The sequence below is a fragment of the Actinoplanes flavus genome, assembly GCF_017592555.1.
GTDB classification, from domain to species: Bacteria; Actinomycetota; Actinomycetes; order Mycobacteriales; family Micromonosporaceae; genus Actinoplanes; species Actinoplanes flavus.
The window spans coordinates 251,673-264,368 of record NZ_JAGFNS010000006.1 but is presented as its reverse complement, the minus strand read 5'-3'; the positions used below and the strand labels follow the sequence as shown (position 1 = coordinate 264,368).

Below are 12,696 nucleotides of genomic sequence, written 5' to 3'. Positions count from 1 at the left end.
GTGCGGCTTCCCGGCCCGGCCGACGTCGCCCGGCGGTGACACCGGTGCGCCCCGCCAGCGCTCCGGTGTCCCGCGCCCAGACCCGCTCTTGAACTGGATCCCAGATCGGCACGCCTCCGCTGATCGAGCGCCTCCGGCCAGGCGCATCCGGTTCGGGCGGGGCGGTGGGCGGGAGCACGAGACCAACAGGTTCCCCCGCATTCACTCGGTCCCGTGCTCCCGCCCGACCAGCGCCCCACGTCTACAACGGATGTGAGTACCGCAGCTGCGGCAGGTCCCGGTCGTTGACCGGGGCGACCCGGACCGCCCCGTCCGGCAGCCAGCCGCCCTTCTCGTAGAAGCGCCGGGCCACCGCGTTGTCCTCCAGCACCCACAGCACCGCACGCGCGGCCCCGAACCCACCCAGCCGCTCCAGCGCGTCGATCATCAGGCGCCGTCCGACGCCGGTGCCGACCCGCTCCGGGGCCAGATGGATCGCGTACAGCTCGGCGGCGCCCTCGGTCTCGCTCGGGCCCAGGTAGGTGAAACCGGCCAGCTCGCCGTCCACCTCGGCGACGGTCATCCGGTGCGTCTCCCGCTCCCACCTCCAGCGCTCGATCCACCAGGCGCTCATCGCCTCCGGCCCGCGGGCCGCGAACGTCTCGGCCGGGATCAGATGGGCGTAGGCGGTCGCCCGGGAACGGTGATGCAGCGCGCCGATCGCGGCCAGATCATCGTCCTCCGCGGGACGCAGCGAAACGGTCATGGGCCGACGTTAGCCCGGCGCCGGCGGCTGCCGCCGCGGCGGCACGGGCACCCGCATCAGATCCTCGGCGATCACGATCGGGCCGTCGAACTCCTTGCGCGCCTCCTCCAGGAAGCGGTTCGGCTCCGGGTAGCGCTGGGAGAAATGCGTCAAGACCAGTTTCTGTACGCCGGACTCGCGCGCGACCGCGGCGGCCTGCCCCGCCGTCAGGTGCCCCACCTGGGCGGCCAGTGCCGCGTCCTCGGCCAGGAAGGTGGATTCGATCACCAGCAGGTCCACGCTGTCGGCCAGCGCGAACACGTTGTCGCACAGGCCGGTGTCCATCACGAAGGCGAAACTCTGGCCGGGGCGGACCACGCTCACCTCCTCCAGCGCGACGTCACCCAGCCGGCCGGTCCGCAACAGCTCACCGACCGCCGGGCCGCTGATGCCGCGCTCGGCCAGCAGCGTGGGCACCATCCGGCGGGAGTCGGGTTCGGCCAGGCGGTACCCGTACGTCTCGATGGAATGCCGGAGCGGCAGCGCGGTGAGGCGCCCCGCCGAGGTCTCCACCGCGAAGCCGGCGCCCACCGGAGCGGGCACGATGTCGGCGTTGTCCCAGTAACTGGTGGCGTGCCGCAGGCGGTCGTAGAACTCCTGGCCGCCGGCCGGGTAGTGGACGTGCACCGGGTGCGGCACCCGGTCCAGCGAGATCCGCTGGAGGATGCCGGGCAGGCCGAGACTGTGGTCGCCGTGGAAGTGGGTGATGCAGACGCGCCGCAGCGGGGTGACCGGGAGGCCGGCCAGCAGCAGCTGGCGCTGGGTGCCCTCACCCGGGTCGAAGAGGATCACCTCGTCGTCCCAGCGCAGCAGGTAGCCGTTGTGGTTGCGGTGCCGGGTGGGCACCTGGCTCGACGTGCCGAGCACGACAAGCTCGCGCATCGCCCCTCCTCCGCTGGATATGAAGCGACCCCTGGGGACTTCCACACTCGCGAACGAGGTGGTCCGGTCGGACAAGGCCGGATCCCCAGGGGTCGGGTGGCTGTCTGGTACTCGCCGTGACCGCTGCCACACGGTCTCGACTCTTTGATCCTTTTTAAGATCAAATTCAATTGGTTATCGAGAAGAGCGCTCGACAACCAATTTCGAGGACAGCGGCTAGCGGACAGCCACCTCACGAGTCCCGTTGCTACTCAACTTTGGACCACCTCCCTTCACGTGTACGGCCACGTTATCCACGAGGGGCCGGGAGCGCCAACGGTTTTGAATCACTCAGAGCCGCGGGAATACCTGGGGGGACGTATTGGGATTTTCCACCACGAGATTGGCGGAGCCCACGATCAGCGGATCCGGGATGCCGACGACCTTCTCGTCCTTGCCCTCGAAGTCGAAGCGGTGCAGCACGTGCCGCATCGCCTCCAGCCGGGCCCGTTTCTTGTCGTTGCTCTTCACCACCGTCCACGGGGCGTCCGCCGTGTCGGTGTAGAAGAACATCGCCTCCTTGGCCTCGGTGTAGTCGTCCCACTTGTCCAGCGAGGCCAGGTCCATGGGGGAGAGTTTCCACTGCCGGACCGGGTCCACCTGCCGGATCGCGAACCGGGTCCGCTGCTCGCCGCTGGTCACCGAGAACCAGAACTTCACCAGGTGGATCCCGGAGCGGACCAGCATCCGCTCCAGTTCCGGGGTCTGGCGGAGGAACTCCAGATACTCCTTGCGGTCGCAGAAGCCCATCACCCGCTCGACGCCGGCCCTGTTGTACCAGGACCGGTCGAACAGCACGATCTCACCGGCCGCCGGCAGATGCTTGATGTAGCGCTGGTAATACCACTGGGTGCTCTCCCGCTGGTTCGGCTTCTCCAGGGCCACCACCCGGGCGCCGCGCGGGTTCAGGTGCTCCATGAACCGCTTGATCGTGCCGCCCTTGCCGGCCGCGTCCCGGCCCTCGAACAGGATCAGGAGACGGTCGCCGGTCTCCTTGCACCAGTTCTGGAGCTTCAGCAGCTCGATCTGGAGCAGCCGCTTGTCGTGGTCGTAGTCGGTGCGGGACAGGCGCTCCTCGTACGGGTAGTCCTCCCGCCACGTGTCCACCGGCTGCCCGTCGGCGTCGAGCAGGCGGGGGTCGTCGTCCGCGTCGTCGACCACGCGGTAGCCGGCCAGTTCGGCGATCGGCCCGTCGTAGGGATGGGTGCTCGCCAGTTCGTACTCCGATCGCATGACCCGACTTGATACCCCCACCCGCCACGAGCGCAACGTCCTAGATCAGAACAGTCGCCGAACTCTGCGCCGGCGCGCCGCCTTCGCCAGACCGGGCACCTCGGCCAGCGCCTCCCGGCCGACCTGCTCCTGACGCCCGTACAGCACGCCGAAGTGGAAACTGTCCCCGCCCAGCTCGCGCAGCACCGACCGGGCGACGTTGGAATCCTGGTACGACCCTAGGCCGTCCTGGAGCGCGGTGAGCCGCTTCACCAGGCGTTTCGCGTCCTTACCGTGCTCCGGGACGAGCAGCTCCACGGCGTACCGGGCCTGTTTGAAGCCCTTGCGGGACTCGTGGATCTCCTCCTCCACCCCGCTGGCCAGCGCCGCGTCCAGTCGCTTGTCCGCCTTGGCCAGCACCTTCCGGGCGCGGTTCACCGGGTCGGGGGTGCGGAACGGGTCGCCGTCGACCAGTTCGTCGATCCGGTCGAGCAGGTCCAGGTAGCGGTCCGACTCCAGAGCCCCGGCCAGCTCGGCGCGGCCGGTCTCGATCTGGTCCTCCAGATGGGTGCGCACCCGGTCGGCGGCCGGGGCGAACTCCGGCCCCGCCTCCTGGACCAGGGCGAGCAGCTTCTCCTCCAGCACCTGGGGGTCGCGGACCGCGCCCAGCACCCCGGCCAGCCAGCGCAACTCGTCGCGGATGCCGGTGTCCGGGATCGACCTCTTGTACGTCTTCAGCGTGCTGCGCAGCCGCCGGGTGGCCACCCGCATCTGGTGCACGGCCCGGGGCTCGCCACGACGGGCCGCCGGGTCGTAACCGATGATGGCGTCGCGCTGCTCACGGGCGTACGCCGAAACGGGGCCGACCTCGGCCTTGGTCGTCGTGGCCGGCTGGTGCGCGGCGAGCCGGCCGGCCAGCGCGCGTGCCACCTTGGAGGGCCCCTCGGCCGGGCGCGCGCCGGCGGCGAACAGCACCCCCTCGACCGCGTCGAGCACCGCCGGGTCGCCGGCGACCAGCTCGACCTCGATCTCCTGCCAGGCCTGTTCGGTCCCGTCCGACTCGGCGCGCACCTGATCCTGTGCGATCAGCGCGAGAGTGCGGCCGCCGGAATCCCGCAACGGCGTCTCCACCCGGTGGGTGCGCAGCCGGGCCACCGGGCCGAGCGGCCGCCGCCGGACGATCGACCGGACCACGCCGACCAGCTCGGCCGGCACCTCGTCGGAGTCGCCGGGCAGCCGGTGCTCGGTCCGGCCGGCGCCGTCCCCGGGGGTCTTGAGATGCCACCCGGCGTCGTTGCCACCGGAGCGCCGCCGGAGAGTCCGGCGATTTCTCATCAAGATCAGATCTTCGGTGTCGAAGTAGGTGGCATCGAGATCGTGGATCTCGGCGCCGTCGACTCCGGCGATATCTCCGGCGCCGACCAGATCAGGAAGTTCGAAGGTCTCGGGGACGTCGTACTTGCGCTCGGTCTCGGTGGCGATCTCCACTCGTCCATGGTGCCTGCCGCGGCGGCTCGTGCACAGCGGTGTCTCAGGTTCGCCTGGCACCGTGGTGACCCGGCTCGTAAGGAGTGCTGTATGGAGAAGCCCGAACACCGTCCGGTCCCACTCACCGTCTCACTCGCCGGTCTGCGCCTCATCGGCGCCGGCGCGGTTCTCGGCCTGGCTCTCGCGGTGCCCGCGTCAGCGGCCCAGGCCGACCCGCCCCGCCCGCCGGCCGCCACCCAGGACGCGGCCGCCGACGAGACCCCGGAGAGTTAGAGCAGCCGGGCGTCGTCGCGCGCGTGCAGGTAGATGGCACGGGCGTAGTTCGCTGTCGCCGCGTTGTAGTACATCGTGGCCAGGCCGGTGTAGAAGCCGTTCGCCGTCAGCGCGTTCTTCGCGTTGGCCGTGGCGGACCAGCGGATCTCGGCGTCGGTGGTGCTGATACCGCGGCGCGCGCAGCGCAGGCGGTTCATCTCCTTGCCGGTCTTCCAGGTCTCCAGGGCGTCCTCGGCCTCGCGCATCATTTCCCGCGCCTGGTGCAGGAGGAACTCGGCGAGATCCCAGCTGGCCCGTTCGTCGTCGTTGTGGTACCTCGTCGTCATGGCCTTACCTCCCGTGTTACTCGATTTCGAGTGTGAGCGGGATGTCCGGACATGTCGATTTTTTTCGATCGCGCGCGTGAATTCCACGTTCCCGTCTTGACCATCGGCGGCCGGACCGGCGCGAACCGGCCCGGCCGTCGCCGTCAGGCGGTACGGGCGACGCCGATCGGGCAGGTCATGCCGTTCGGGCCGTGGTTGCAGTAGCCGCCCGGGTTCTTGTCGAGGTACTGCTGGTGGTAGTCCTCGGCGTAGTAGTACGCGGTCAGCGGCTTGATCTCGGTGGTGATCGTCCCGTGGCCGGCGGCCGTGACCACCGGCTGGAAGGCGTCCCGCGCGGCCGCCGCCGTCTCGGCCTGGGCGTCCGTGGTCGTGTAGATCGCGGACCGGTACTGGGTGCCCACGTCGTTGCCCTGGCGCATGCCCTGGGTCGGGTCGTGGTTCTCCCAGAAGGCCTTCAGCAGGTCGGCATAGCTGATCTTGGCGGGGTCGTGGACCACCTGGACCACCTCGGTGTGCCCGGTCGTCCCGAAGCAGGTCTCCTCGTACGTCGGGTTGGCGGTGAAGCCACCCGCGTAGCCGACCGACGTGGAGTACACGCCGGGCAGCCGCCAGAAGATCCGCTCCGCGCCCCAGAAACAGCCCATCCCGAAGACCGCGACCTCCAGCCCCTCGGGCCACGGGCCCTTCAACGGGGTGCCCAGCACGGTGTGCCTCTCCGCGACCGGCATCTCGGTGTCGCGGCCGGGCAGGACGGTCTCGGCGGTGGGCAGGTCGAGCTTCTTGTACCGCAGGAACACGGTCACTCCCTTCGTCCGGTCTCTGCAACGCTGAGGCGGGTGTATTCCTTACCGACGGCGGCGGCGATCCCGGTCGCCTCGTCGTCGTCGGCGTATTTCCGGCGCGGCCAGAAGAAGCCCTTCAAACCATCGCCTCTGGTACGGGGTACGACGTGCGTGTGCAGGTGCGGCACCGACTGGGAGACGACGTTGTTCATCGCCACGAAGGTGCCCTGCGCGCCGAGCGCGGCGGGGACGGCCGCGGCGATCCGGCGTACGAACCCGAAATAGTCCGGCAGATCCTCGGGTGGCAGATCGGGAAGGGTGACGACGTGGGGGCGGGGGATCACCAGGACGTGGCCCTTGAACACCGGGCGGACGTCGAGGAACGCCAGCCCGGCCGGGTCGGAGGCCACCAGGAACGCGGGGACCGACCCCGCCACGATGCCGCAGAACACACAGTCTGCCATCAGGTGAGACTAGCCTTGCGCAACATGACCGTTGAGAGCTATGGGTTCGACACCCTCGCCATCCACGCCGGCCAGGAGCCGGACCCGCGGACCGGCGCGGTGGTGCCACCCATCTATCAGACGAGCACCTATGCCCAGGACGCGGTCGGTGCTCCCCGTCTGGGTTACGAGTACAGCCGGTCCGGCAACCCGACCCGGGACTCGCTGCAGGAGTGCCTCGCGGCGATCGAGAACGGGCGGCGCGGGCTGGCCTTCGCCAGCGGCCTCGCGGCCGAGGACACCCTGCTGCGTACGGTGTGCCGCCCCGGGGACCACGTGGTCATCCCGAACGACGCGTACGGCGGCACGTTCCGGCTGTTCAGCAAGGTGGCCGAGCGGTGGGGCCTGGACTGGACGGCGGTGCCGCTGGACGACATCGACGCGGTGCGGGCCGCCTTCCGCCCCGGGCACACCCGGCTGATCTGGTCCGAGACGCCGACCAACCCGTTGCTCAACGTGAACGACATCGCGCTGCTGGCCGGTCTCGCCCACGAGTACGACGCGCTGCTCGCGGTGGACAACACGTTCGCGTCGCCGTACCTCCAGCAGCCGCTCGCGTTCGGCGCCGACGTGGTGATCCACTCGACCACCAAGTACCTGGGCGGCCACTCGGACGTGGTCGGCGGGGCCCTGGTCACCGCGGACGCCGGGCTCGGCGAGGAGCTGGCCTTCCACCAGAACGCGATGGGCGCGGTGAACGGGCCCTTCGACGCGTGGCTCACCCTGCGCGGGATCAAGACCCTCGGCGTACGGATGGACCGGCACTGTGACAACGCCGAGCGGATCGCCGCCTACCTGAGCGAGCACCGGGCCGTGGCCGAGGTCCTCTACCCGGGCCTGGAGACGCACCGGGGTCACGAGGTCGCGGCCAAGCAGATGAGCCGGTTCGGCGGCATGGTCTCGTTCCGTACCGCCGGGGGCCCGGAGCAGGCGGTGGCCGTCTGCAACCGGGCGAAGCTCTTCGTGCTCGCCGAGTCGCTGGGCGGTGTGGAGTCGCTGATCGAGCACCCGGGCCAGATGACACATCTGTCGGCTGCGGGCTCAGCGCTTGAGGTTCCCGCCGATCTCGTGAGACTGTCTGTCGGCATCGAAACCGTTGACGATCTGCTCGCCGACCTGGAGCAGGCTCTCGGATAACTGACCGACGCTGGAGATTCTGCGCGATGGACTCGACGACCTGGGTGGGAGCAACCGCTAAACAGATCGCTCGCGCGGTGCGCCGCGGCGACGCGAGCGCCACCCAGGTCGTGGCGGACCATCTGGAACAGATCGCCATCTCCGATCCGGCGCTCGGCGCGTTCCGGGTGGTCCGCGGCGGTGAGGCGATCACCGAGGCGGAGAAGGTCGACGACCAGGAGGACCTGGCCAACCTGCCGCTCGCCGGGGTGCCGGTCGCGGTCAAGGAGAACACCCCGGTCGCCGGGCTGCCCACCTGGCACGGCTCGGCCGCCGCGCGTACCCCCGAGGTCGCCGAGGAGGACCACGAGGTGGTCCGCCGGTTGCGCGGGGCCGGCGCCGTCGTGGTCGGGGTGACCCGGATGCCGGAGATGGGCCTCTGGGCGGTCACCGACGACGAGGACGGGCCCACCCGCAACCCCTGGGACCTGGAGCGGACCCCGGGCGGCTCGTCCGGCGGGTCGGCGGCGGCGGTGGCGGCCGGGCTGGTGCCGCTCGCGCAGGGCAACGACGGTCTCGGCTCGATCCGGATCCCGGCGGCCTGCTGCGGCCTGGTCGGGCTGAAGCCGGGCCGCGGCGCGGTCCCGGTCGACTTCGGTGACAAGGACTGGTTCGGCCTGGTGGAGAACGGGATGCTGGCCACCACGGTGGCCGACGCCGCGCTCGGCTTCGCGGTCCTCGCCGGGCAGGTGCCGGGCAAGCTGGTGGAGCCGTCGAAGCTGCGGATCGGGGTCTCACTGCGCTCGCCGGCGGCCGGCGTGAAACCCGACGAGCCGAACGTCTCGGCCGTCACGAAGGCGTCGAAGCTGCTCGTCGACGCCGGGCACGACACGGTGACCGCGGACCCCACCTACCCGACCGGGGTGGCGCTCGGGGTGCTCGCCACCTGGTTCGCCGGGGCGTACAAGAACTCCGAAGGCCTCCCGCTGGAGCGGCTCCAGCCGCGCACCCGGCGGCACATCCAGCTCGGTAAGGCGGTCACCAGGGCCGGGCTGGTCCGGCAACGGCAGCGCGACGCCTGGCGGGAGCGGTCCATCCAGTTCTTCGCCGACCGCTCGATCGACCTGCTGCTCACCCCGGCGCTGGCGACCGCGCCACCGCCCGCCGTGCGGTACTCCGCCTCGGCCTGGCGCAAGAACATGTGGGCCAACGCGTCGTACGCGCCGTACGCCGCCCCGTGGAACTTCGCCGGCCTGCCCGCGATCGTGGTCCCGGTCGGGTTCCGGCCGGACGGTCTGCCGCTGGCCGTGCAGCTGGTCGGCCCGCCCGACTCGGAGCTGCTGATGCTCGCGGTGGCCGGCCAGTTCGAGGTGCTCAACCCCTGGCAGCGTCACGCCCTGGTGTGAGCTGATGGCACGATGGGTGCCCATGGACCTGCTCACCCTCGCCGACGTCGAGGCCGCACGTGACCTGCTCGCCCCGGTCGTCAAGAAGACGCCGCTGATCCCGTCCCGGCCGCTCGGCGAGATCACCGGGGTGCCGGTCTGGCTCAAGTGCGAGAACCAGCAGCGGGCCGGGTCGTACAAGGTGCGGGGGGCGTACACCCGGATCTCCCGCCTGTCGCCGGCCGACCGGGCCCGCGGCGTGGTCGCCGCCAGTGCCGGCAACCACGCCCAGGGGGTGGCGCTCGCGGCGGGCCTGCTCGGCACCCGGGCCACCGTCTTCATGCCGGAGGGCGCGCCGCTGCCCAAGGTCAGCGCCACCAAGGGGTACGGCGCCGCCGTCGAGTACGCCGGGACCAGTGTCGACGACGCGCTGGAGGCGGCACACGACTTCGCGGCCACCACCGGGGCGGTCCTGATCCACCCGTTCGACCACGCGGACGTCATCGCCGGTCAGGGCACCGTGGCGCTGGAGATTCTGGAGCAGCAGCCGGAGGCGACCACGATCGTGACGGCGGTCGGCGGCGGCGGGCTGATCTCCGGAGTGGCGGTCGCGGCCAAGGCGCTGCGGCCGGACATCAGGGTGGTCGGGGTGCAGGCGGCCGGCGCGGCGGCGTACCCCGTCTCGCTCGAAGCCGGAGCGCCCCGGAAGCTGGACGCGTGCGCCACCATCGCCGACGGCATCGCCGTCCGGCGGCCCGGTGATCTGCCCTTCGCGCATGTCGCGAAGCTGGTCGACGAGATCGTCACGGTGCAGGACGAGGACCTGTCGGCGGCCCTGCTGGTGCTGCTGGAACGGCACAAGACGGTGGTCGAGCCGGCCGGGGCGGCGGCCGTCGCGGCGCTGCTGACCGGGGCGTACGTCCCCCTCGACGGCCCGGTCGTGGCGATCCTGTCCGGCGGCAACATCGACCCGATGCTGCTGATGCGGGTGATCGAGCACGGGCTGGCCTCGGCGGGCCGGTTCCTGCGGCTCGCGGTGCGCTGCACCGACCGGCCCGGGCAGCTGGCCCGGCTGCTGCGCGAGATCGCCGAGCAGCGGGCCAACGTGGTCGACGTGAACCATTCGCGGCAGAGCCCGCGGCTCAGCTTCGGCGAGGTCGAGGTGGCGCTGTCGGTGGAGACGCGGGGGCCGGCGCACTCGTCGGCGCTGATCAAGGCGCTGCGCGACGCCGGTTACCGGGTGGCGCTGCTGGCCGACACCACGCCCTGAGAACGCGAAACGGCCCGCGGCGAACGCGCCACGGGCCGTTTCGAGAGGATCAGCCCTCGAACGGGCCGAACTCGACCACGGTGACCTTGATGTCGGCGCCGCTGGGGGCCGTGTAGGTCACCGTCTGGCCGGGGCGGGCGCCGAGGATCGCCTGGCCCAGCGCCGACTCGGGGCTGTAGACGGTGTGCGCGGTGGTGGACGAGATCTCCCGCGAACCGAGCAGGAACGTCTCGGTGTCGGTCTGGTCGTCGTCGAAGTAGATCGTCACGACCGAGCCGGGGGTGACCGTGTCGCTCTTCTGGACCTCACCGATCTCGGAGTTGCGCAGGAACTCCTTCAAGTACAGGATCCGGCCCTCCTGACGGCTCTGCTCCTCGCGCGCGGCGTGGTAGCCGCCGTTCTCCCGCAGGTCGCCTTCCTCGCGCCGGGCGTTGATCTCCGCAGCTATCGCCGGCCGGTTGGCGATCAACTCGTCGAGCTCGGCCTGCAGCCGGTCGTGAGCGTCCTGGGAGAGCCAGGTCTTCGGCGTCTCGGAACTGGACACGGTCGATCTCCTTGCTGGAACTGGGCAATGTCACGGCTCGGGGGTCACTGCTAGGGGTCACTGCTCGGATCCGGAACGCAGCGAATCACCAAGCTTACCAGCGGTGCTCACTCCGGCCGGAAGTCGAAAGTTTCGGCGTCTAGCCGGCCGCGCGGCAGCCCATCACGTCACCGACCGCCGCCCGGGCCGTGGTGGGCACCGGCTCGCGGAGCGTGACCGAGCCGCCGCCGGACGGCGCCGGAACGGTCACCGGCTGGCGGCCCACCTCGAAGCCGTCGTAGTCGCGGGCCCGCAACATGCAGTACGCCCGGCCGCCCTCGGGCACCCGCACCCGGAACTCGATCACCATCCGGGTGTCCGACGGGATGCTCCAGCCGACGATCTCCGGGGTGTAGTCGGTCTGCCCGTACTTGTCGTAGTAGGCGAACGTGAGGCCGCCCAGGAGCAGCGCGAACACCGCCACGGCCAGCGCGAACGGCCACCGGCGGCGGCCGCCCTCACGGCGACGGCCGTACCGGCCGGGCGGGAAGACCGGCGCTGTGGCGTGCGTCTCGCTCACCTGTCGACCTCTCGTGCGTTCGTTGTCGGTGGGATCGGCCAGAATGGCAGAGTCCATCTTCGCAGCCGATCCCGGTCTGCCCGCGGCAGGTCTGGTCGAGAGGATTTCAACACCGTGGCCGAGCAATTGCGTCTGATGACCGTGCACGCGCACCCCGACGACGAGTCGAGCAAGGGTGCCGCCACCATGGCGAAATATGTCGCCGAGGGTGTCCAGGTGCTGGTCGCGACCTGTACCGGTGGGGAGCGGGGCAGCGTCCTCAACCCCAAGATGGACCGGCCCGAGGTGCTCGCCGACATCGCCGACATCCGCCGCGCCGAGATGGACAAGGCGCGCGAGATCCTCGGCGTCGAGCAGGCCTGGCTGGGCTTCGTCGACTCCGGCCTGCCCGAGGGCGACCCGCTGCCGCCGCTGCCGGAGGGCTGCTTCGGCCTCCAGGACCCGGAGGAGGCGGCGAAACCGCTGATCAAGCTGATCCGCGAGTTCCGGCCGCACGTCATGACGACGTACGACGAGAACGGCGGCTACCCGCACCCGGACCACATCATGTGCCACAAGATCTCGGTGGTGGCCTTCGACGCGGCCGGCGACCCGGAGAAGTACCCGGAACTCGGCGAGCCGTGGCAGCCCTCGAAGCTGTACTACAACTCCGGCTGGACCCGCGCGCGGATGCTCGCGCTGCACGAGGGCATGCTCGCGGCCGGGCTCGAGTCGCCGTACACGGAGTGGCTGGAGAAATGGTCGGACCGGCAGGACCGGGGCGACAAGATCACCACCCGGGTCGAGTGCGGAGAGTATTTCGGCGTTCGCGACGACGCGCTGCGCGCCCACGCCACCCAGGTCGACCCGGACGGGTTCTGGTTCCACATCCCGCTCGAGATGCAGCAGAAGGTGTGGCCCACCGAGGACTTCGAGCTCGCCCGCTCGGTCGTCGACAGCCCGATTCCGGAGTCCGACCTGTTCGCGGGCATCCGGGAGAAGGTCGGCGCCCACTGAGCAGTAGGCTGGCGGGGTGGACGTTCTCGCGGTCAACAACTTCGGTGACACCCGATCGGGCGGTCTGGCCGGCCCGATGGGGCTGTTCCTCATCGTTTTGATGTGCATAGCCACCGTGGCGCTGATCCGCAACATGAACAAGCGCATTCGTCGGCTTCCCGACAGTTTCCCGGTCGCCGGTGAGCGGGATCGTGTGGCGCAGATCGCCCGTGACGACGCCGGCGCCGGGAGTTCCGGCGCCGCGGCGGCCGCCGATGTCGAGGCCGGTCGATCGGCGACGCCCGCCGGACCAGCAGAAGCCGAGGTGGCGGGCGTGCCGGAGGAGCAAAGTGGAACCGCGCCCGGCGACGGGCCGGAGCGCTCCTGACCGAGCGGCCCGCCGGCCGGCCCGCGTGGTTCCGGCCGTCCCGCGCCGAGTGTGGCCCTTCCGGCGACGTCAAGCCCTGTTGCGTTCATCGCGATTGATTTAGCCTTCCGCCCGGGGGCCGCACGGCCCTCGGACCCTGCGCGGAAGGGGGCGCCGACATGACCACGGTT

At 70.7% G+C, this 12,696-nt stretch carries 15 protein-coding genes; 6 read left to right on the top strand and 9 right to left on the bottom strand.

The window, feature by feature from the left end:
* Nucleotides 1-241: 241 nt before the first annotated feature.
* The 4 genes from J5X75_RS11550 to J5X75_RS11535 form a co-directional block, all read right to left on the bottom strand.
* Nucleotides 242-745 carry a GNAT family N-acetyltransferase gene (locus tag J5X75_RS11550; protein WP_208467345.1) on the bottom strand — a complete coding sequence of 168 codons (504 nt, stop codon included), beginning with the start codon at nt 743-745 and terminating at the stop codon, nt 242-244.
* A 9-nt stretch (nt 746-754) separates the two neighbouring features.
* Nucleotides 755-1,666 (bottom strand): ribonuclease Z, encoded by a 912-nt coding sequence (locus J5X75_RS11545; RefSeq protein ID WP_208467344.1) that lies wholly within the window; start codon nt 1,664-1,666, stop codon nt 755-757.
* 330 nt (nt 1,667-1,996) lie between these two features.
* A complete protein-coding gene (gene ppk2, locus J5X75_RS11540; protein ID WP_208467343.1) occupies nt 1,997-2,938 on the bottom strand; it encodes a polyphosphate kinase 2 in 942 nt (313 codons plus the stop codon).
* A gap of 45 nt (nt 2,939-2,983) precedes the next feature.
* On the bottom strand, nt 2,984-4,405 hold the full coding sequence (locus J5X75_RS11535; RefSeq protein ID WP_208467342.1) for a CYTH and CHAD domain-containing protein: 1,422 nt from the start codon (nt 4,403-4,405) through the stop codon (nt 2,984-2,986).
* Nucleotides 4,406-4,495: 90 nt separating this feature from the next.
* On the opposite strand from J5X75_RS11535, the gene J5X75_RS11530 reads away from it, so the two are divergent.
* Entirely contained in the window at nt 4,496-4,678 is a 183-nt protein-coding gene (locus tag J5X75_RS11530; protein WP_208467341.1) for a hypothetical protein, read from the top strand.
* On the opposite strand, the gene J5X75_RS11525 is transcribed toward J5X75_RS11530, so the two are convergent.
* From J5X75_RS11525 to J5X75_RS11515, 3 genes are all read right to left on the bottom strand, one after another.
* On the bottom strand, nt 4,675-5,004 hold the full coding sequence (locus J5X75_RS11525; RefSeq protein ID WP_208467340.1) for a hypothetical protein: 330 nt from the start codon (nt 5,002-5,004) through the stop codon (nt 4,675-4,677). The two genes, J5X75_RS11530 and J5X75_RS11525, sit on opposite strands and share 4 nt — an antisense overlap.
* Nucleotides 5,005-5,147: 143 nt before the next feature.
* Nucleotides 5,148-5,801 carry a peptide-methionine (S)-S-oxide reductase MsrA gene (gene msrA / locus J5X75_RS11520; protein ID WP_208467339.1) on the bottom strand — a complete coding sequence of 218 codons (654 nt, stop codon included), beginning with the start codon at nt 5,799-5,801 and terminating at the stop codon, nt 5,148-5,150.
* 2 nt (nt 5,802-5,803) lie between these two features.
* A complete protein-coding gene (locus J5X75_RS11515) occupies nt 5,804-6,250 on the bottom strand; it encodes an HIT family protein (protein WP_208467338.1) in 447 nt (148 codons plus the stop codon).
* A gap of 24 nt (nt 6,251-6,274) precedes the next feature.
* On the opposite strand from J5X75_RS11515, the gene J5X75_RS11510 reads away from it, so the two are divergent.
* Genes J5X75_RS11510 through ilvA form a run of 3 tightly spaced genes read left to right on the top strand, consistent with a single transcriptional unit; the run spans nt 6,275 to nt 10,060 of the window.
* On the top strand, nt 6,275-7,426 hold the full coding sequence (locus J5X75_RS11510) for a cystathionine gamma-synthase (protein WP_208467337.1): 1,152 nt from the start codon (nt 6,275-6,277) through the stop codon (nt 7,424-7,426).
* A 26-nt stretch (nt 7,427-7,452) separates the two neighbouring features.
* Nucleotides 7,453-8,811, top strand: a complete 1,359-nt coding sequence (locus tag J5X75_RS11505) for an amidase (RefSeq protein WP_208467336.1) — start codon at nt 7,453-7,455, stop codon at nt 8,809-8,811.
* A gap of 4 nt (nt 8,812-8,815) precedes the next feature.
* Nucleotides 8,816-10,060: a threonine ammonia-lyase gene (gene ilvA / locus J5X75_RS11500; protein WP_208467335.1), complete on the top strand. Its 1,245-nt coding sequence runs from the start codon at nt 8,816-8,818 to the stop codon at nt 10,058-10,060.
* A 49-nt stretch (nt 10,061-10,109) separates the two neighbouring features.
* Here the strand turns inward: ilvA and greA are convergent, their stop codons facing one another.
* Nucleotides 10,110-10,604, bottom strand: a complete 495-nt coding sequence (gene greA, locus J5X75_RS11495; protein WP_183222988.1) for a transcription elongation factor GreA — start codon at nt 10,602-10,604, stop codon at nt 10,110-10,112.
* A 139-nt stretch (nt 10,605-10,743) separates the two neighbouring features.
* A complete protein-coding gene (locus tag J5X75_RS11490; RefSeq protein WP_208467334.1) occupies nt 10,744-11,163 on the bottom strand; it encodes a DUF4307 domain-containing protein in 420 nt (139 codons plus the stop codon).
* A 114-nt stretch (nt 11,164-11,277) separates the two neighbouring features.
* On the opposite strand from J5X75_RS11490, the gene mca reads away from it, so the two are divergent.
* Nucleotides 11,278-12,159 (top strand): mycothiol conjugate amidase Mca, encoded by an 882-nt coding sequence (mca, locus tag J5X75_RS11485; RefSeq protein ID WP_208467333.1) that lies wholly within the window; start codon nt 11,278-11,280, stop codon nt 12,157-12,159.
* A 76-nt stretch (nt 12,160-12,235) separates the two neighbouring features.
* On the top strand, nt 12,236-12,526 hold the full coding sequence (locus tag J5X75_RS11480; protein ID WP_238487732.1) for a hypothetical protein: 291 nt from the start codon (nt 12,236-12,238) through the stop codon (nt 12,524-12,526).
* The last annotated feature ends 170 nt before the right edge of the window (nt 12,527-12,696 follow it).